The 20707-nt window shown below is 74.4% G+C and carries 1 protein-coding gene; it reads right to left on the bottom strand.

Annotated elements, in window-relative coordinates; all coding sequences use genetic code 11:
• Positions 1-89 precede the first annotated feature (89 nt).
• A complete protein-coding gene (locus tag ACZ7LU_RS07670; protein ID WP_471916028.1) occupies positions 90-20696 on the bottom strand; it encodes a non-ribosomal peptide synthase/polyketide synthase in 20607 nt (6868 codons plus the stop codon).
• Positions 20697-20707 lie beyond the last annotated feature (11 nt).

Genomic DNA, 20707 nt, shown 5'->3' with positions numbered 1-20707 from the left:
CGTCGAGGGGTGGGCGGTCGGGGCGCGGGGTGCGCGAGGGCTATGCCGGGCGGTCCGCCGGGACGGTGCCTCGCGGGAGCGGAGTGTCGTCACCTGCCTCCCCGGGCGTGCCGGGCGAGGTGGCGCAGGGCCTCGGCGAAGTCCTCGGCCGCCCGGCGCACGGTCGCGGTGTCGTGGAGGCCCGGCCGGTGGTGCCACGTGAAGGCGAGCCGGCCTTGCTGCACCGCGCCCACGACTTCCACCGGGTGGGAGCCGGGGTCCCGGGGGTCGTGGTCCTGTCCGAAGGAGCCGTGTTCGGCGCGGACCAGGCCGCCGTTCGCCGTCTCGGGGCGCGCGTCCCACTGGCCGAGGTAGTTGAACACCACCTGGCTGTGGGCCCGGTCGCCGAGGCGTTCGCGGACCTCGGGCGAGCCGAAGGTGCGCAGGGCGCCGTAACCGATGCCGTTGCCGGGGACGGCGCGCAGCTGGCGGCGGACCGCCTTGACCAGGGATCGCCAGTCGCGGTCCGGGCCGAGGTCGCCGGGGCCGGGCACCTGGATGGCGACCGGGTACACGGTGGTGAACCAGCCGACGGTGCGCGAGAGGTCTACGTCGTCGAGCAGGTCCTCCCGGCCGTGGCCCTCCAGGTCCAGGCGGACCCGGTCGTGGCCGGTCCAGCGGGCCAGTGCCAGGGCGAGCGCGGCGAGCAGTACGTCGTTGACGCGGGTGCGGTAGGCGGTGGGCGCGGAGCGTAGCAGGGCCGCGGTGTCGTCCTCGTCGAGTTCGACGCTCACCGTGGCGGCCGGCTCGTCGCCGGTGGCGGTGGCGGGGTCTGCGGGGGCGGTGGCGGGGGCCGGTTCGGCGCCTGTCGTCTGCTCCCAGTGCGGCAGTTCGTGGTCGAGGCCGCCCTCGGCGACGTGTTCGGCGAGGCGCCGGGACCAGGTGCGGAAGCTGGTGCCGCGCTCGCCCAGCGCGACCGGGTCTCCCTGGAGGGCCTGTCGGTAGGCGCTCTCCAGATCGTCGCGCAGGATGCGCCAGGAGACGGCGTCCACGACCAAGTGGTGCGCGACGAGGAGGAGGTATGCGGGCCGGTCCGGGTCCCCGGTGAACAGGGCCGCCCGCAGGTGCGGGCCGCGGGCCAGGTCGAAGCCCGCGTGGAGTTCGTCGGCGGCCTTCGCCATCGCCGCGTCGGCCTCATCGGCGGCCAGACCCGTCAGGTCGTGACGTACGAGGATGTCGTCGCCTGCGGCGGGCGGCGGGTTGAACTGCCGCCAGCCGTGCTCGTCCTGGGTGAAACGCATGCGCAGGGCGTCGTGGTGCTCAAGGAGGGCGTCGAGCGCGGCGCGCAGCGCCCCCGGGTCGGGGCGGCCGTCGAGTTCCAGCAGTGCCGACTGGTTGAAGTGGTGGTGGGCCGCACGGGGTGTGGTGAGGAACCACTCCTGGATCGGGGTGAGCGGTACCTCGCCGGTCACGGGGCCGTCGGCGGAGCGCCGGGGCGCGGTGCGGACCACGGTGGCGAGTTCGGCGACGGTCTGGTGCGTGAACAGGTCCCGGGTCGCCACGTGCAGACCGTCGCGGCGCAGCCGGGAGACGACCTGCATGCTCAGGATGGAGTCGCCGCCGAGCGCGAAGAAGTTGTCGTCGGCACCGACCTCCTCGATGCCGAGCACATCGGCCCAGATCCGGGCGATACGGCGTTCGGTGTCGGTGCGCGGCGCGGTTCGCGGACCGTGGGCGGCCTGGGCGGGCCCGGGCGCGGGGAGCGCCCGACGGTCGGTCTTGCCGTTCGGGGTGAGCGGCAACCGGTCGAGCGGCACGAAGACCGAGGGCACCATGTGCGGTGGCAGCGACCCGGCCAGGTGCAGCCGCAGTTCGGCGATGGGGAGCGCGGGGGCGGGCGACGCGGTGCGTGAGGCGCCTGTTTCGGACAGGTCGGCGCCCGGGGAGCCGGTCCCAGGCAGGTCGGTGCCCGGGGAGCCGGTCCCAGGCAGGTCGGCGCCCGGGGAACCGGTTCCGGGCAGGTCGGCGCCCAGGGAACCCGCCCCTGGCAGGTCGGCGCCCGGGGAACCCGTCCTGGACGGGTCGGTGCGCGAGGGGTCGGTTCCGGTCTGGTCGGGGTGGGCGGTGGCGGTGCCGGGCGGTTCAGCGCCCGACGGCCCGGTGGCGGCCGGGTCGGTGCCCGAGGAGCCCGTGCGGAACGGGCCGGTGCCAGACGAGCCGGCGCCCGACGGATCCGTGCCTGACGGATCCGTGCCCGAGGAGCCCGTGCGGGACGGGTCGGTGCCGGACGGTTCGGTGCCCAAAGAGCCGGCGCCAGACGAATCGGAGCCCGACGGGCCGGTGCCGGACGGATCGGTGCCCGAGAAGCCGACGCCAGACGAATCGGAGCCCGACGGGCCGGTGCCGGACGGATCGGTGCCCGAGAAGCCGACGCCAGACGAGCCGGCGCCTGACGGATCGGCGCCCGAGAACCCGGTGCCAGACGGGCCTGCGCCCGACAGTTCGGAGCCTGAGGAGCCGGTGCCCGACGGATCAGGGTGAGCCGGTGCCATAGCGGACGGCTGTGTCGGTACCACGTAGGCGACAAGCCGGGCCGGCGCGCCGGCCCCCTCCCCCGCACGGACGACCACGGCCGCGTCCCGCACCAGCGGGCTGCGCCGCAGCGCGCTCTCGATCTCCCCGGGCTCGATGCGGAAGCCGCGCAGTTTGACCTGGTCGTCGGCGCGGCCGGCGAACCGCAGCCGCCCGTCGGCGGTCCAGCGGACCAGGTCCCCGGTGCGGTACATCCGCTCCCCCGGCGCGCCGAACGGGTCGGGCAGGAACCGCTGGGCGGTGAGCTGCGGCCGCCCCAGGTAGCCGCGGGCGAGGCCGGGCCCCGCGATGTACAACTCGCCGGTCACGCCGAGCGGTACGGGGCGCAGGGCGGCGTCGAGCACGTACACGCGCGTGGCGCCGGACGGACGGCCGATGGTCGGGGTACCGGTGCCCGCGACCAGCGGGCCGGTCCAAGTGGCGACCACGGTGGCCTCAGTCGGGCCGTAGGAGTTGACCATGCGGCGGCCGGGGGCCCAGGTGTCGACCAGGTCGGCCGGGCAGGCCTCGGCGCCGACGATGAGGGTGCGCAGGTCGGGCAGGGCAGCGGCGCTCTCCGGCGGCAGCGTGGCCAGGGCCGCCGGCGGGATCAGCGTATGGCTGACGCGCCGTTCGGCAAGCACTTCCGCGAGCCGCTCCCCGACCAGTGGCCCTTCCTCGCCCGTCACCAGCGCGGCCCCGCTGAGCAGGGAAACACACAGTTCGAGTACGGACGCATCAAAGCTCGGGGAGGCGAACTGGAGCACGCGGTCGCCGGGTCCCGCCGCGTACTGCTCGGCGGCCGCAGCGGCGAAGGAGGCGAGGCCCCGGTGGGTGACCACGACGCCCTTGGGCGTGCCGGTGGAGCCTGAGGTGTAGATGACGTAGGCGGGATGGGCAGGGGTGAGCGCGATGGTGCGGTCGGCGTCCGTGAGTGCCGTGCCCGGCCCCTCGGTGGACCACGCCTCGGCCGGGTCGTCGAGGACCAGGTGGGCGCCCGCGTCCCGGATCATGAACTCCCTTCGCTGCGGCGGGTAGTCGGGGTCCACGGGCAGAAAGGCCCCACCGGCCTTGGTGACAGCGAGCTGCGCGACCACGGCCGCCGCCGAGCGCGGCAGTGCGAGGGCCACCACGCGCTCGGGTCCGACACCGTCCCGGACGAGCCGGTGGGCCAGCCGGTTGGCGGCCCGGTCGACGTCGGCGTACGTCAGCTCCCGGTCGCCGTCGATCAGCGCCACGGCATCAGGGGTACGTGCCGCCTGCCGTTCGAACAGGGCGGGCAGGGTGGCTTCCGGCACCGGGCGGAAAGTGCCCCGGCCCTGCGCCAGCAGGTCCCCTCGCTGGTAGTCGGAGGCGAGTGGCAGCGCGCCGAGCGGGCGGCAGGGGTCCTCGGCGACGGCGTGCAGCAGGGTGCCGAGCTGGGCCGCCATCCGGTCGGCCGTGGCCGTGTCGAACAGGTCGGTGTTGTAGGTGAGCAGGGCGTGCAGCTCACCGGAGTCGGTCTCGGCGAACTCCAGAGTGAGGTCGAACGCGGTCTGCTCCGACTCCGGTTCGACGTCGGTGACGTCCAGGCCGGGCAGGTCGAGGGCGACGGCCGGAGTGTTCTGGAGGACGACCATGACCTGGAAGAGCGGGCTGCGGCTGGTGTCGCGGACGGGCTGCACCTCGTCCACGACCCGTTCGAACGGCACGTCCTGGTGGGCGAAGGCGTCCATGACGGTCTGCCGTACGTCGCCGAGGAACGCGGTGAACGGCCGGTCGGTCTCGACCCGGGAGCGCAGCACCAGGGTGTTGACGAAGAAGCCGACGAGGGCCTGCGTCTCGGGCCGGTCGCGGCCGGCATTGACAGTGCCGACGACTATGTCCTCGCTGCCGGAGAGCCGGGCGAGGTAGCTCTGGGCGGCGGCCACGAGCGTGGTGAACAGGGTGGTGCCGTGGTCGCGGGCGATCCGGGTGAGCCGCCGGGCGATGGAGGCGGGCACGACCAGCCGGGTGTTCGCTCCGGCGCTGGTGCGGACGGCAGGCCGGGGCCGGTCGGTGGGCAGCTCCAGCGGTGCGGTGTCGGCCAGTTGCTGCTTCCAGTAGGCGAGGTGCTCGTCGGCCTCGGTGTCGCCGGTGGTGCGCTGCCAGTGGGCGTAGTCGGCGTACTGAACCGGCAGAGGCGCCAATTCACCTACCTCTACGCCGAGTTCGGACCGGTAGAAGTGCGTGAGGTCGCCGAGCAGGACGGAGGTCGACCAGCCGTCGGTGACGATGTGGTGCAGGGTGAGGGCGAGTACGTGGTCGTCCTCGGCGAGCCGGAGCAGGCAGGCGCGGAGCAGCGGTCCTTCACGCAGGTCGAAGGGGCGGAGGCGTTCCTCGGCGAGCAGGCGGCGCACGGCCGTGTCCCGCTCCCCCGCGTCGAGCCCGGACATGTCGTGCACGGGCAAGGGCACGCCCTGGGGCGGGTGGACGCGTTGAATGCCATGCCCGTCGATGCTGTCGAAAGTGGTGCGCAACGACTCGTGCCGGGCCACCACGGCGCCGAGGGCGGCGCGCAGCGCGTCGGTGGCCAGGGTGCCGCGCAGCCGCAGGGCGAGGGTGGTGACGTACTCGGCGCTGTCGGGCTCGAACTCGTGCAGGAACCAGAGGCGTTGCTGGGCATGTGACATGGGTGCGACCGCGTCACGGGCGACCGGGACGAGCGCCGGGCGGCCGGAGCCCTGCCGCTCTTCGCCGAGCAGGCGGGCCAGGGCGGCCGGTGTCGGGTGGGTGAAGACCGCGCGCGGTGTGAGGTCGGTGTCGAAGGTCTCGGCGAGGCGGGAGGCGAGCCTGATGCTGAGGATCGAGTCGCCGCCGAGCTGGAAGAAGTCGTCTTCCACACAGGGCGGTTCGCTGCCGAGCACCTCGCCGAAGACGTCCGCTGTGCGACGCTCGGCCTCGGTGCGGGGCTCGACCCGCTCGCGGCCCGGCGCGGCGTCGGCGTCCGGCGCGGGCAGGGCGGCCCGGTCGACCTTGCCGTTGCGGCTGAGCGGCAGCGCGGTGAGCGGGACGACGGTGGTGGGCACGAGGTAGTCGGGCAGGGTACGGGCGGCGTACGCCCGCAGCGCATCGCCGTCCTCACCGGCCGGTCCGACGACGTAGGCGACGAGCCGCTTGGCGCCGGGGCGGTCCTCGCGGGCCAGGACGGCCACGTCGACGACGTCCGGGTGGGCGGCGAGCACGGCCTCGACCTCGCCTGGCTCCACCCGGAAGCCCCGGATCTTCACCTGGTCGTCGGCGCGGCCGAGGAACTCGACGGTGCCGTCCGGGCGCCGCCGGGCCAGGTCGCCGGTGCGGTACATGCGGGCGCCGGGCGGGCCGAGCGGATCGGCGAGGAAGCGGCCTGCGGTGTCGCCGGGTCGCCCCAGGTATCCCCGGGCGACCCCCTCCCCGGCCAGGTACAGCTCACCCGGGCAGCCCGGCGGCACGGGCCGCAGCCGGGAGTCGAGGACCAGCGCCCGCATGTCGTCCAACGGCCGGCCGATGGGGATCGTGCCGGGCACCGCCGCAGGGTCGGTGAGGGCGAAGGAGGTCGCGAAGGTGGTGGTCTCGGTGGGGCCATAGCCGTCCACGACAGTCAGGCCGGGGCAGGCGTCGAGCACCCGGCGTACGGCCTGCGCCGGTACCACGTCACCGCCGGTCCACAGCTGCGTGAGGCCGCGGAAGCAGTCGGGCGCGTCCTGCGCGAGCAGCCGGAACAGTCCGGCGGTGAGCCACAGCGCGGTCAGTCCGCCGTCGGCGGCGAGCCGGCGCAGCGAGGCCGCGTCGACGGTGCCGCCCGGGGCCACGACCACGCAGCCGCCGTTGAGGAGCGGCGCCCACACCTCGAAGGTGGCGGCGTCGAACGCCACCGGCGAGTGCAGCAGCACACGGTCGCACACCCCGCCGGTGAACCGGCTGTCGGTTGCCAGCGCCGCCACGTCCCGGTGCCGCACCGCGACCGCCTTGGGCAGCCCGGTGGACCCGGAGGTGAACATCACGTAGGCGAGTTGGTCGGGGTCGGTGGACAGCGCGGGCCGACCGTCTCGCCGCGGGGTCCCGGGCCGGGCAGCGGCTACCTCCACGGCGGTGAGCCGGCGGGTCGCGCCCGCCTGGGCGAGCAAGGTGCGGCGGCGTTCCTCGGGGGCTCGGGTGTCGACGGGGACATAGGCCCCGCCGGCCATGAGGACGGCGAGCTGGGCTACGACCAGTTCGGCGGAGCGGTCGAGGAGCAGCGCCACCCGGTCCTCGGGGGCCAGCCCGTCGGTCCGCAGCCTGGCGGCCAGCGAGTGTGCCCAGTCATGGAGTTGACGGTAGGTCAGTCGGCGGTCGCCGTCGTGGATCGCGGATGCGTCCGGGGTACGTCGGGCCTGTTCGGTGAACAGGTCGACGGGGCTGCGCGGCGTGGTCCGGCGGGCGGCGATGTTCCAGGTGGCCAGCAGCTCGCGGTCCGCCGGGGCGAGCACGTCCAGGTCGGTCAGGTCGGTGTCGAATCCGTCGGCTAGGGCGGTGAGCAGTCCGGCCAGGCGGGCCGCTGCTCGCTCGGCGGTGGCGGGGTCGAACAGGTCGGGGTCGTAGGCCAGGTCGAAGCCGAGCCGTTCGGCCAGGTGGGCGCGGAGGCACCAGGGGAAGGTGGTGGCGTCGTCGGCGCGCACCTCCTCGACCTGGACCCCTGTGCGGGCCGTCGCCGACTCGTCCACGGGGTAGTTCTCGAACACCACCATGCTGTCGAACAGCGCCTCGCCGGACGGGACTTCACTCACGGCCTGGATGCGGGGCAGGGCGAGGAAGTCGAAGCGGCGGGCGTCGCTCTGCCGTTCCTGGAGGTCGCGCAGCCACGGCAGCACCGGCCCGGCGGGTATGCGGACCCGGGTCGGCACCGTGTTGATGAACATGCCGATCATGCCTTCGACACCGGGCAGTTCGGCCGGGCGGCCGGAGACGGTGGTGCCGAAGACCACGTCGTCGCGTCCGCCGGAGCGGGCGAGCAGCAGCGCCCAGGCGCCCTCCACCACCGTGTTCACGGTGAGTCCGGCGCGGGCGGCGGTCTCCCGCAGTCGCCGTGAGAGACCGTCGTCCAGCTCGTGGTGGACGGCCGCCGCGGAGCGGGCCCGGTGGGCCTCGGTGGGCGTACGGTCGTACGGCAGCGGGGTCCTGACGGTGAACCCGTCGAGGGCGTCGGCCCAGTGCCGCTCCGCCGCCGCCTCGTCCTGCTCCCGCAGCCAGTGCAGGAAGTCCGCGAAGGGCCGCCGCAGCGGGGGCGCCTGGTCAGGTCCCCCGGTGAGTGTGGCGTAACGTTCGCACACCTCCGTGAGCAGCTGCCCGGTGCTCCAGCCGTCGAGGACGATGTGGTGGGTGGACCACACGAGCAGCACCTCGTCGCCGGGCAGGGCGGCCAGGGCGAGCCGGGTGAGCGGCGCCGTGCCGAGGTCCATGCCGGCGGCGCGGTCCTCGGCGAGCAGCTGTTCGGTGGCCGAGGCGCGTTCGGCGGGCGTGAGCGCGCGCCAGTCGAGGTGGCGGACGGGCAGTTCCGCGTGGCGGTGGACGACCTGGACCGGGTGCGGCAGGCCGTGCCAGTGGACGCTGGTGCGCAGCGCCGGGGTGCGGTCGGCGACCTGCTGCCAGGCGGTGGCGAAGGCCTGCGGGTCGGCGACGCCGGACAGGCGTACGGCCGTGCGGTCGAAGTAGGCGTGCTCGGTGTCCACGAGGCCGTGGAAGAGCATCCCGGACTGGAGCGGGGTGAGCGGCAGGACGTCCTCGACGTGTTGGCCGGTGCCCAGGAGCTGGTCTAGCTGTTTCTGGGCGAGGTCGGCGAGGGGGAAGTCGGAGGGGGTGCGGCCGCCCGCCTCGGGGCGGGCACAGTGCGCGACGATCTCCCGCAGGGCCGCGAGCATGTCCTCGGCGAGCCGCTCGACGGTGGCGTGGTCGTAGACGGCGGCCGGGTAGGTCCAGCCGAGTTCGAGCTGACCCTCCTGGACCACGCCGGTGATGTCCAGGAGGTAGGGCCGGGGTTCTTCCGGGTCGGTGTCCCGGCCCGCCGGTGGCAGGGCGCCACGGAACAGGCCGCCGGCGGTGTCCGTGTCCCATTGGCCGTGGTAGTTGAAGCCGACCTGCGGGGCGGGGGCCGCGGCGAGCGGGCTGCCGGGCACGAGATGGCGCAAGGCGCCGTGGCTCAGGCCGTGCAGCGGCACCGCGCGCAGCTGCTCCTTCACCGAGCGGAGAGTGTCGTGCCAGCCGCCGTCCGGGGCGACGCACAGGGCGAGCGGGAACTCGGCGGTGAACCAGCCGACGGTCCGCGACAGATCCACGTCCGCGAACAGTTCCTCGCGCCCGTGGCCCTCGACACCCAGCAGGACGGTGTCGCGTCCGCACCAGCGGGCCAGGGTGCGGCCGAGAGCGCTGAGCAGGACGTCGTTGACCTGGGTGCGGTAGGTCGGAGGAACCTCGCGCAGCAGGGCGTCGGTGGTCCGCGCGTCAAGAGTGACGGTGAGGGTGGTGGCGGTGCCGTGGGTGTTCGGGCCGGGTCGGCCTGCGGGCAGTTCGGCCGGTGCCGTGCCGGTGCGTGTCCAGTACGGCAGGTCGGCGTCGAGCCCGCCGGAGCGGGTGTGCCGGTCCAGTCGGGTCGCCCAGTGGCCGTACGACGTGCCGGTGGGAGGAAGTTCCACCGGCAGGCCGTCCGCCGCCGCCCGCTGGGCGGCCTCCAGGTCCGCGAGCAGGATGCGCCAGGACACGCCGTCGATCACCAAGTGGTGTGCAGTGACGACCAGTTGCCCGGGCCGCCCGGGGCCGCGGCCGAAGGACAGGACGCGGACCACCCGTCCAGTGGTGGGGTCGAGGGCGGCCTGCGCCTCGTCCGTCAGCCGCTGTACCTCGGCCTCCAACGACGCATCGTCCAGACCGACCGCGTCGTGCCGCGTGAAGACGCCGTCCGGCGCCTCGGGCAGCACATCCTGGCGCCAACCGTCGGCTGTGCGGCGGAACCGCGTGCGCAGGGCGGCGTGGTGGCGTACGAGGGCGTCGGTGGCGGCCCGGAGCGTCGGTTCTGTGGTGTCAGGGGCGAGTTCGAGGCGCTGGGTCATGGTGAAGCGGAGCCGCCGTTCCCCCGGGTCGCGGCCGTCCAGGTACCAGTGCTGAATCGGGGTGAGCGGCGCCTCGGCAGGCTCCTCGACAGCATCCTGCTGCGGGGCCGACTCCCGTACGCACAGAGCGAGTTCCGCGATCGTCTGGTGGCGGAAGACGTCCTTGGTGGCGAGGGCGAGTCCGGCCTGCCGGGCGCGGGAGACGATCTGGATGCTCAGGATGGAGTCGCCGCCGAGCGTGAAGAAGTTGTCGCGGGCGCCGACGCGTTCGACGCCGAGCACCTCCGCCCAGATCGCGGCCAGCCGTTCCTCCGTGCCCGCCCGGGGAGCGACGTAGGGCGTGCCGCTGTCGGGCTGTGCGGGCGGGGCGGGCAGGGCGCGCCGGTCCGTCTTGCCGCTGGTGGTGCGCGGTATGCGGGCCAGCGGGACGAACGCGGCGGGCACCATGTGGTCGGGCAGGGTGCGGCGCAGCGCGAGGCGCAGGGCGTCCGGGGACGGCACGCGGTCGGCGGTGGCGGGCACGACGTAGCCGACGAGCATGAGGCGGCCGGCGTTCTCGCGGGCGGCCACCGCCGCGTCGGCGACGTCCGGGTGGTCCAGGAGGGCGGCCTCCACCTCACCTGGTTCGATGCGGAACCCTCGGATCTTGACCTGCTCGTCGGCGCGGCCCAGGAATTCCAGGAGTCCGTCGCGGTCCCAGCGGGCGCGGTCGCCGGTGCGGTACATCCGCTCGCCGGGCACCCCGAACGGGTCGGCGAGGAAGCGGGCCGCGGTGAGGCCGGGCCGGTTCAGATAGCCGCGGGCGACCTGCGCCCCGGCCAGGTACAGCTCGCCGGGCGTGCCGGGCGGCACCGGGCGCAGGGCGCCGTCGAGGACGTACGCGCGCAGGTTGCCGCCGGGGCGGCCGATGAGCGGACGGTGCGGCTGGTCGGCGCAGCGGCCGTAGACGGCGTCGACGGTGGTCTCGGTGGGGCCGTACATGTTGTACACCGCCACGCCCAGCTCCTGTTCGGCGCGCACGAGGTCGCGCCAGTCGGCCGTGGTGACGGCCTCGCCGCCGACGAGCAGCAGGCGCGGGGGGTGCCGGTCGGCGGCGAGCAGCCCGGCGGCGGTGAGTTCGCGCAGGTAGGACGGGGTGACGTTGACCAGGTCGAGGCGGTGTTCGGCGACCTGGGCGCAGAACGCCCGCGGGTCCAGGCGTACGTCCTCGTCGATCAGGTGGACCTCGTGGCCGAGCGCGAGGAGCAGCGGTCCTTCCCAGGAGGTGTCGAAGGAGAAGGAGGCGCTGAGCGCGGCGCGCAGCCGCCGCCCGTCGGCGGTGTGCGGGGCGAGCAGGCCCGCGCGGTGGTCGTGGCAGAGGTTGACCAGATTGCGGTGTTCGACGGTGACGCCCTTGGGGCGGCCGGTGGAGCCCGAGGTGTAGATGATGTACGCGGTGTTCTCGGGCAGCAGGGGCCGGACGCGGTCGGCGTCGGTCGGGTCGTGGGCGGGCAGCCGGTCCCAGGGCACTGCGTCGAGGCCGGTCAGCAGGGTGTGCGGGCGGGCGTCGGCGAGGAGGAACTCCTGCCGTTCGGCGGGGAGTTCGAAGTCGAGGCAGAGCAGGGTGGCGCCCGCCTTGAGGACGGCGAGCACCGCCACCATCAGGTCGCTGGTGCGCGGCAGCCGGACCGCGACCACATCTTCGGGCCCCGCGCCTTGAGCGATGAGGTGGTGGGCGAGCCGGTTGGCGCGCTGGTTCAGCGCGGCGAAGTCCAGCGTGGCGTCGCGGGCGACCAGGGCGGTGTGCTCCGGGGTGCGGGCGGCCTGGGCCTCGAACAGGGCGGGGAAGGTGGTGTCCGGCTCGGGCAGGCGGATGCCCTCACCCTGGCGCAGTACGCGGTGCCGCTCGTCGTCGGTCATCAGCGGCAGCCGGTCCGCGCTCTGCCCCGGGTCCTCGGCGACGGCCTCAAGCAGAACGCGCAGCCGGGTGGCCAGGCGTTCGGCGGTGTCGGTGTCGAAAAGGCCGGTGTTGTACTCCAGGTGGGCAGTGAGTCCGTCGTCGCCCTCCACGAAGTCGAAGGCGAGGTCGTACGTGGCGACGCGCACCGGCGGGGTCACCGGCTCCGCCGTCAGGCCGGGCAGCCGGAGTGGCTCGGCGCCGAGGTTGTGCAGGGCGACCATGACCTGGAACAGCGGGGTGCGGCTGGTGTCGCGTTCGGGCTGGAGGGCGTCCACCACGCGCTCGAAGGGCACCTCCTGGTGGGCGAACGCCTCCAGGGCGGTGTCGCGCACCTCGGCGAGCAGTTCCCGGAAGGGCACACCGGGCCGGATCCGGGCGCGCAGCACCAGCGTATTGACGAACATGCCGACCAGGTCGTGCAGTTCGGCTCGCTCGCGGCCGGCGGTGACGGTGCCGACGGTGACGTCCTCTTGGCCCGCCCACCGGGCGAGCAGGGTCTGGCAGGCCGTCACCAGGGTCATGTAGAGGGTGGCGTCGGCCTCCCGTGCCCGCTCGCGCAGCCGCTCGGTGAGCGCGGCGGGCAGGGTGAAGGTCAGCAGGGCGCCGTCGCGGGTGCGGACGGCGGGGCGCGGCCGGTCGGTGGGCAGCTCCAGTGGGGTTACGCCGTCCAAGGCCCGGCGCCAGTACGCGAGTTCGGCGTCGGAGCGGTCGGCGCGGGAACGCTGCCAGGCCGCGTAATCGGCGTAGCGGACGGGGAGCTCGGGGAGCTGCGGGCGGCGGTCCTCCAGGGCGGCCGCGTAGAGCTCGCCCAGGTCGCGGGCAAGCACGCCGACGGACCAGCCGTCGGTGACGATGTGGTGCACGGCCAGGACGAGGACGTGCTCATCGGGGGCGAAGCGCGCCAGGTGGGCCCGCAGCAGGGGGCCGGTGGCCAGGTCGAAGGGGGTGGCGGCGACCCGCTCCACGAGGGTGTCCAGGGCGGCGTCGTCCGGGAGGTCAAGGATCGGCAGGTCCACGGGCCGGGGCGGGTGGACGATCTGCCGGGCCTGACCGTCGTGCTCGGCGAACGTCGTCCGCAGCACCTCGTGCCGGGCGACCAGGCCGTCCAGGGCGGTGCGCAGGACTGCGCAGTCCAGCGGACCGCGCAGCCGCAGCACGGACAGGGTCGTGAACTCCGTGCTGCCCGGCTCGAACCGGTCGAGGAACCACAGGCGCTGCTGGGCGTACGACAGGGGCGCCGGGGCGTCCGGGTCGGCGGCCGGGATGACGTCGGCGGTGTCCGCGCCGCCCGGCTCGCCCAGGGCGGCGGCGAGGTCGCAGAGGGTGGAGTGGGTGAACAGCATGCGGGGCGAGACGTCCGTGCCGAAGGCGGCGCGCAGCCGGGAGGTGACGCGGACGGCGAGGATGGAGTCGCCGCCGAGGGCGAAGAAGTCGTCGTCGGCGCCGACCTCGTCGGTGTCAAGGACGTCGGTCCAGGCGGCGGCGACGAGCCGCTCGGCACGGGTGCTCGGCGGGGTCCGCGTGCCGTCGGCGGCGAAGCCGTCGGGGCCGGGTGCGGGCAGGGCACGGCGGTCGAGCTTGCCGTTGGCGGTGAGCGGCAGGGCGGCCAGCGGCACGTAGGCGGCAGGCACCATGTGCGCGGGCAGCAGTCCTTCGAGGTACGCGCGGAGTTCGGCGGCGGGCGGCGGCGTGGCGCACTCCCCCTGCCCCCCAGCGCTGGTGCCGACGATATGAGCCACAAGCCGCCGCGTCCCCGCGGTGTCCTCGTACACGCCGACGGCGGCCGCGCCGACGCCGGGGTGGCCGTGCAGGGCGGCCTCGATCTCGCCCGGCTCGATGCGGTAGCCGCGGATCTTGACCTGCTGGTCGGCGCGGCCCAGGTACTCCAGGGTGCCGTCGGCGCGCCAGCGGGCCCGGTCCCCGGTGCGGTACATGCGGGTGCCCGGCCGACCGAAGGGGTCGGCGAGGAAGCGGGTAGCGGTCAGCCCTGGCCGGTTCAGGTAACCGCGCGCCAGACCCTCACCGGCCACGAACAGTTCGCCCACGGCGCCCGGCGGCACCGGCTGGAGCGTGTCGTCGAGGACGTAGAGCCGCAGGTCGGGTATGCCGGTGCCGATGGGGCTGGCGGCGGCGGTGTGGGCGTTCGAGCTGCCGAGGTCCGCGTAGGTGACGTGCACGGTGGTCTCGGTGATGCCGTACATGTTCACCAGGCGGGGCGCGGTGTCCGGGTGGCGGGCGTACCAGTCGGCGAGCCTGCCCACGTCCAGCGCCTCACCGCCGAAGATGACGGTGCGCAGTGCCACCCGGTCGCCCACGCCGGGCAGTTCGGCGTCCGCGCGGATCAGCGGGTAGAACGCGGACGGCGTCTGGTTGAGGACGGTGACCTGTTCATCGACGAGCAGGCGCAGGAAGTCCTCCGGGGAGCGGGCGGTGTCCTCGGGGACGATCACGAGCCGGCCACCGTGCAGCAGCGGACCCCACAGCTCCCACACCGAGAAGTCGAAGGCGTACGAGTGGAACAGCGTCCACACGTCGTCGGCTCCGAAGCCGAACCAGTGCCGGGTGCGGGTGAACAGCCGGACCACGTTGGCGTGCGGGACGACGACACCCTTGGGGCGGCCGGTGGAGCCTGAGGTGTAGATGGCGTAGGCGGGGCTCTCGGGCAGCGCGCGCCGGGCCGTCGGTCCTGCGGCCGGGCGGCGGGCCAGGTCGGCGGACACCTCCGGGTCGTCGAGGAGCAGGCGGGGCACGTCCGGGACGACCGGCGCGGTCTGCTGCGTGGTGACCAGAGCGACCGGTCCGGCGTCGGCGAGCAGGTGCCGGACGCGCTCCTCGGGCAGCCGGGGGTCGATGGGCAGGTAGGCGGCGCCGGTCTTGAGGACGGCGAGGACGGCCACGACGAGGTCGGTGGAGCGGGGCAGCGCGAGGGCGACGAACGTCTCGGGCCCGGCGCCGAGTTCGACGAGCTTGTGGGCGAGACGGCCCGCCCGCGCGTCCAGGGTGGCGTAGTCGAGCCGTTCCTCGCCACAGGTGACGGCCTCGGCGTCCGGGGTGCGGGCGGCCTGGGCGGCGAACAGCGCGTCCAGGGTGTCGGCGGGCCTGCCCTCCTCGGTGCCGTTCCAGTCGGTGAGCATCCGCCGCCGTTCCTCGGCGGTGGTCCAGGCCAGGGAGCGCACGGGCCGGTCCGGGTCGTCGGCCAGCTCCGTGAGCAGCAGGCAGAGCCGGTCGGCGAGGGCGCGTACGGTCGTGGCGTCGAACAGCTGAGGGTCGTAGGCGAGGTCGAAGCCGAACCGCTCGCCCTGGTAGGCCCGCAGCACCAGCGGGAAGTTGGTGGCGTCGCGGGAGGAGACGTCGGCCAGGCGTATCCCGGTGGTGGCCGAACGCGCCTCGTCGAAGGGGTAGTTCTCGAAGGCCACCATGCTGTCGAAGAGCGGGCTGCCGGCCGGTACGTCGCTCAGCGAGGTCAGCTCGGCGAGGGACACCGCCGCGAACCGGCGTGCCTGTGCCTGTTCCTCCTGGAGTGCCCGGAGCCAGACGGCGGCCGTGCGGTCGCCGTCCACGCGGACCCGGGTGGGCAGCGTGTTGATGAACATGCCCACCATCGACTCGGCGCCGGGCAGGTCGTCGGGCCGCCCGGAGACGGTGGTGCCGAACAGCACGTCCCGTTCGGCGCTGTAGCGCGACAGGAGCAGCGCCCAGGCGCCCTGCACCACGGTGCCGAGGGTGAGTCCGGCCATCCGGGCGGTGTGGGCAAGGCGGGCGGAGATGTCGTCGGACAGGGTGCCCGTGTGCACGTCGGCGGACCGGGTCTCGTGCCCGGGGCGCCGGACGCGGTCGGCGGGCAACGGGGTCGGGGTCGCGAACCCGTCGAGGACGGTCCGCCAGTGCGCGTGGGCGGCCTCGGTGTCCCGGTCGGCCAGCCAGCGCACGTAGTCGCCGAACGGCCGCCGCGCCGACGGCCGGGGCTCGGCGCCGGTGGTGAGTGCCCCGTACTCCTCGGATACGTCGGTGAGCACCTGGGCGAGGCTCCAGCCGTCCAGGATCAGGTGGTGGGAGGTCCACAGCAGGTGCAGCCGGGCATCGGGGAGGCGGACGAGGGTGAGCCGCATCAGGGGTGCCGTGCCGAGGTCGAGGCCGCGCGCGAGGTCGTCGGCGCGCAGCCGGTCGAGGCGCTCGGCCCGCTCCCCCGCGTCCACGTCGCGCCAGTCCAACTGGACGACGGGTACCTCGACGCGCCGGTGCACGACCTGGAGCGGCACCGGGACGCCCTCCCACACCACCGAGGTGCGCAGGGCGGGAGTGCGGTCGGTCACCCGCTGCCAGGCCAGGGCGAGGGCGTCCGGGTCGCTGACGCCCTCGAGGAGCAGGGCGGCCTGGTCGACGTACACGTCGTCGTCTCCGCCGACCAGCCGGTGGAAGAGCATGCCTTCCTGGAGCGGAGTGAGCGGCAGCAGGTCCTCGACGTCACGGCCGTCGCCGACGAGCCGGTCCACACCGGCCTGGTCCAGGCGGGCCAGCGGGAAGTCGGAGGGCGTACGTCCGCCCGTGCCGGGCCGGGCGCAGTGCTCGGCGATGGCGGCGAGCGCCCGCACCATGCCGTCGGCCAAGTTCCGGACTGTGCCCTCCTGATGGACCTGGTCGCTGTAGTGCCAGGTGATCTCCAGTTGGCCGTCGGTGACCAGGGCGGACACGTCGAGGAGGTGGTCCAGCGGCGCGTCGGGGTCCATGTCCCGGCCGGGCACGTCGGCGACGGGCGCGAAGTCGCCTCCGGCAGCCGCCTCCCACTGCCCGTGGTAGGTGAAGCACACGTCGGGCAGCGGCAGTTGACCGAGCGCGCGGGCCTCGGGGCTCGGTGAGCCGAGGTGGCCGAGCGCCTGGTAGCCCAGACCGCGGCGCGGCACGGCGCGCAGTCGTTCCTTGACGGACTTGAGGGTGGTCCCCCAGTCGTCCGGTCCTGCCGGAGTGAGGGTTACGGGGTACTGGGTGGTGAACCAGCCGACCGTACGGGACAGATCGGCGCCCTCGTCCAATTCCTCTTCCCGGCCGTGGCCCTCCAGTGCGACGGTCACGTGCTCGGCGCCCGTCCAGTCGGCCAGTACGCGGCTCAGTGCGCTCAGCAGCACGTCGTTGACCTGGGTGCGGTACGCGCCCGGTATCCGCCGCAGCAGTGCCTCGGTGGTGTCCCGGTCCACGCGCGTACTGACGGTGTGCACGGACCCGGCGAGCGGGGTGCCGGGCAGATCGACGGGGAGCGGGGTGCGCGGCGTCGCCAGCTCCTGCGTCCAGTGGGGCAGGTCGTCGTCGAGGTCACCGGCCCGGACCCGTTCGGTCAGGGTCCGCGCCCAGTCTGCGAACGGGGTGTGCTCGGGCTCGGGCGCGGGTTCCTCGCCGGCAGCGGCCTGTCGATAGGCGTGCTCCAGGTCGGCGAGGAGGACGCGCCAGGAGACGCTGTCGACCGCCAAGTGGTGCGCGCTGAGGAAGAGTTGCGGCCGTTCGCCGCCGGTGAGCAGGGCCGCGCGCAGCAGGTCGCCGGTCGTCGGGTCCAGGGCGGCGCGGGCCGCTTCGGCAGCCTCGGCGGGCGGGGTCGTAGGGTCGCGGCGGGTGAGCAGTCCGGTCGCGGGGCCGGTGCCGGGGTGCTGCCGCCAGGTGCCATCGGTGCACGTGAAGCGGGTGCGCAGGGCCGGGTGGCGGGCCACGACGGCGTGCAGCGCCCGGTCCAGGGCGCGTTCGTCGAGGTCGTACGGAAGGTCGAGCAGCATCGACATGGCGAAGTGCCGCAGCGGCCCATGCGTGGCGAAGAACCACTCCTGGACAGGGGTGAGCGGGGCGGGTCCGTCCTGGTGGGCGCGGCGGGGCGCGGGCACGGCGGCGGTACGGCGGGACGCGGCGGCGGCCAGGTCGGCGACCGTCTGGTGGCGGAAGACGTCCTGCGAGCCGATGTGCAGGCCCGCCGCGCGGGCGCGGGAGACGGCCTGGATGCTCAGGATCGAGTCGCCGCCCAGCTCGAAGAAGTTGTCCGTGACGCCGACCCGGGCGACCCCGAGCACTTCGGCCCAGATTCCGGCCAGGGTCTCCTCGCCAGGGTTGCGCGGGGCTACGAACTCCCGCTCCTCCGCACTGTTTTCCGGCGTCGGCAGGGCTCGGCGGTCCAGCTTGCCGCTGGTGGTCAGCGGCAACGCGTCCAGTGAGGTGAAGGAGGACGGCACAAGGGCGTCGGGCAGCACCTCGCGCAGGGCCGCCCGCAGGTCGGCGGGGGCGGGCCGGGGCGTGTCGGTCGCGGGGACGACGTAGGCGGCGAGACGGGTGTGGCCGTGCGGGTCCGGCAGGGCGACGACCGCGGCGGCGGCGACGGCGGGCAGCGCGAGCAGGGCGGCCTCGATCTCGCCGGGCTCGATGCGGTGGCCGCGCACCTTGACCTGGTCGTCGGCGCGCCCGAGGTAGTCCAGGCGGCCGTCGGCGGTCCAGCGGGCCAGGTCGCCGGTGCGGTACATCCGCTCTCCCGGCCCGCCGAACGGGTCGGGCAGGAAGCGGGCCGCGGTCAGCCCCGGCCGGCCGGCGTAGCCGCGGGCGAGCTGGCCGCCCGCGAGGTACAGCTCGCCGCCGACACCGGGCGGCACCGGCCGGAGCCGGTCGTCAAGGACGTACGCCCGTACTCCGGGCAGGGGGCGGCCCACCAGCGGGCGGTCCCCGCCGTCGATACGGCAGGACAGCGCGTCGACCGTGCACTCGGTGGGGCCGTAGAAGTTGTGGGCGGCCACGTCCGGGTGGGCGGCCAGTTCGCGCCAGAGCGCGGGGCCGACCGCCTCGCCGCCGAGCATGAGGACGCGGGGGTGGTGCCGAGGGTCGGTGAGCAGTCCGGCGGGCAGCAGTTGCCGCAGGTAGGACGGGGTGACGTCGAGGAAGTCGACGCGGTGCTCGACGACGTACTCGACCAGCGCGGCCGGGTCCATCCGGGTCGTCTCGTCGACCAGGTGCAATGGGTGGCCGTCGGCCATAAGCAGCACGCCTTCGAGGGAGGTGTCGAAGGAGAACGACGCGGTGAGCGCGACCCTCAGCGGGCCGCCGCCCGCCTCGGCGACGAAGCCGGCCCGGTGGGCGGCGAGCAGGTGCGCCGCCGCGCGGTGGGTGACGGCGACGCCCTTGGGGCGGCCGGTGGAGCCGGAGGTGTAGATGACGTACGCGGTGTGGTCCGCCAGCAGCGGGACGCGCCGGTCGGCGTCGGTGGGGTCGGTTTCGGGGGCGTCGGCGGGCAGGGCACGCAGGGCCGGTTCGTCGAGGACCAGGGCCGGGCGGGCGTCGTCCAGCAGGAACCGGACCCGCTCCTCGGGCAGAGCCGGGTCCAGAGGGAGATAGCCCGCGCCCGACTTCCAGACGGCGAGGATCGCGACGATCATGTCGGCGGTGCGCGGCAGCCGCAGGGCGACCAGTTGTTCGGGGCCTGCGCCGTGGGCGATGAGGTGGTGGGCGAGCCGGTTGGCGCGGGCGTTGAGCGTGGCGTAGTCCAGGCGTTCGCCGCCCGCGACGAGGGCGAGGGCGTCGGGGGTGCGGGCCGCCTGGCGTTCGAACAGCTCGGGGTAGGTGGTGTCCGTGACGGGGAGCGGGGCGGGATTCCAGTCGTGGACGACGCGCCGGGTCTCCTCCTCGGAGAGCAGCGGGAGGCTGCCAAGGGCGCGATCCGGCGCGGCGCAGGCGCCTTCGAGCAGGCGTATCAGCTGTCCGGTCATGCGCTCGGCGGTGGCCGCGTCGAACAGGTCGGTGCGGTACTCGAGGAGACCGGTCAGGCCGTTGCCGTCCGGTACGAACTCGATGCTCAGGTCGAAGGTGGCCGCGTGCCGGGGCACGGTGACCGGGGTGGTGGTGAGCCCTCGCGGGGCGGTCGCGGCGGGCGGTTCGGGGTGCAGCAGGACCAGTACGTCGAACAGCGGGTTGCGGCCCGCCTCGCGGGGCGCGCCCACCGCTTCCACGATCCGCTCGAACGGTGTGTCGCCGTGGGCGAAGGCGTCGCCCACCGTCTCGGCCGCCCGGGCGAGCAGTTCGCGGAAGGATCCGGACGCGTCGACCGGGGTGCGCAGCACGACGGTGTTCACGAAGAACCCGACGGTGCGTTCCAGGTCGGTGCGGGAGCGGCCGGGTGTGAGGGAGCCGACGGTGATGTCGTCCTGCCCGGACCAGCGGGCAAGCAGCGCCTGGGCGGCGGCGACGAGGGCGGTGTGCAGGGTGGTGTGCCGCTCTCTCGCGAGGTCGCGCAGGCGCGCGGTCAGCGGGGCAGGGATGGCGAAGGAACTCACGGCCCCTTCGCCCGCCTCCTCGCCGCGCCGTGGCCGGTCTAGAGGCAGCTCGGGCGCCACCGCCCCGGCCAACTTCTTTCGCCAGTGGGCCAGTTCGCCTTCGAGGCGCGCGCCCGAGAGTCGGTCGCGCTGCCACACCGCGAAGTCCGGGTACTGCGTGGCCACCGGCGGCAGGGCGGGCGCGCCGCCCTGCGCGAGGGCGTCGTAGGCGGTGCACAGCTCGTCCAGGACGATGCCCATCGACCAGCCGTCCGTAATGATGTGATGGGCCATCAGCAGCAGGACGTGGGAGGTCGCGGACTCGCGCAGCAGCAGGGCGCGCAGCAGCGGGCCGTTGCGCAGGTCGAAGGGCCGGGAGTACTCCGACAGGAGGTCCTTGTCCAGGTCACCGACGTCCCGGACCGGCAGCGGCACAGGGCCCGCCGGGTGGACGCGCTGCACCGGGCGGCCGTCGGTCTCCTCGAAGGTGGTGCGCAGCGCCTCGTGCCGGGCCACGACGGCGGTCAGGGCCTCACCGAGCGCCTTCTGGTCCGGCGCACCGGTGAGGCGCAGCGCGACCGCGCTGTTGTAGCGGGCGTCGCCGGGCCGCAGCTGGTCCAGGAACCACAGCCGCTGCTGAGCGAAGGACAGCGGGAGGGGGTGCTCCCGGTCGGCGCGCGGGATGCCTTGCCGGGCGGCGGGGACGGCACCACCGGCCGCCCGGCCGGCGAGCCGCCGTCGCAGCGCTTCCCGCATCTCCTCGGGCAGGGCCTCGGCACGGGCCCGCCGGGACGGCCGTGCGGAGTCGGCGGGGCCCGAGGCCGAGTTCGAAGCGGGGTTCGAAGGGGTCGAAGACGTCATGGTCGTCGGAT

Source organism: Streptomyces sp. NPDC039462 (genome assembly GCF_055639375.1).
The sequence above is the reverse complement of the archived record's forward strand: the minus strand, read 5'-3'. Positions and strand labels throughout refer to the sequence as shown.

What these genes read in the sequence shown, in the direction of transcription:
- ACZ7LU_RS07670 (WP_471916028.1), bottom strand. Translation starts at nt 20,696, where the DNA reads ATGACGTCTTCGACCCCTTCGAACCCCGCTTCGAACTCGGCCTCGGGC.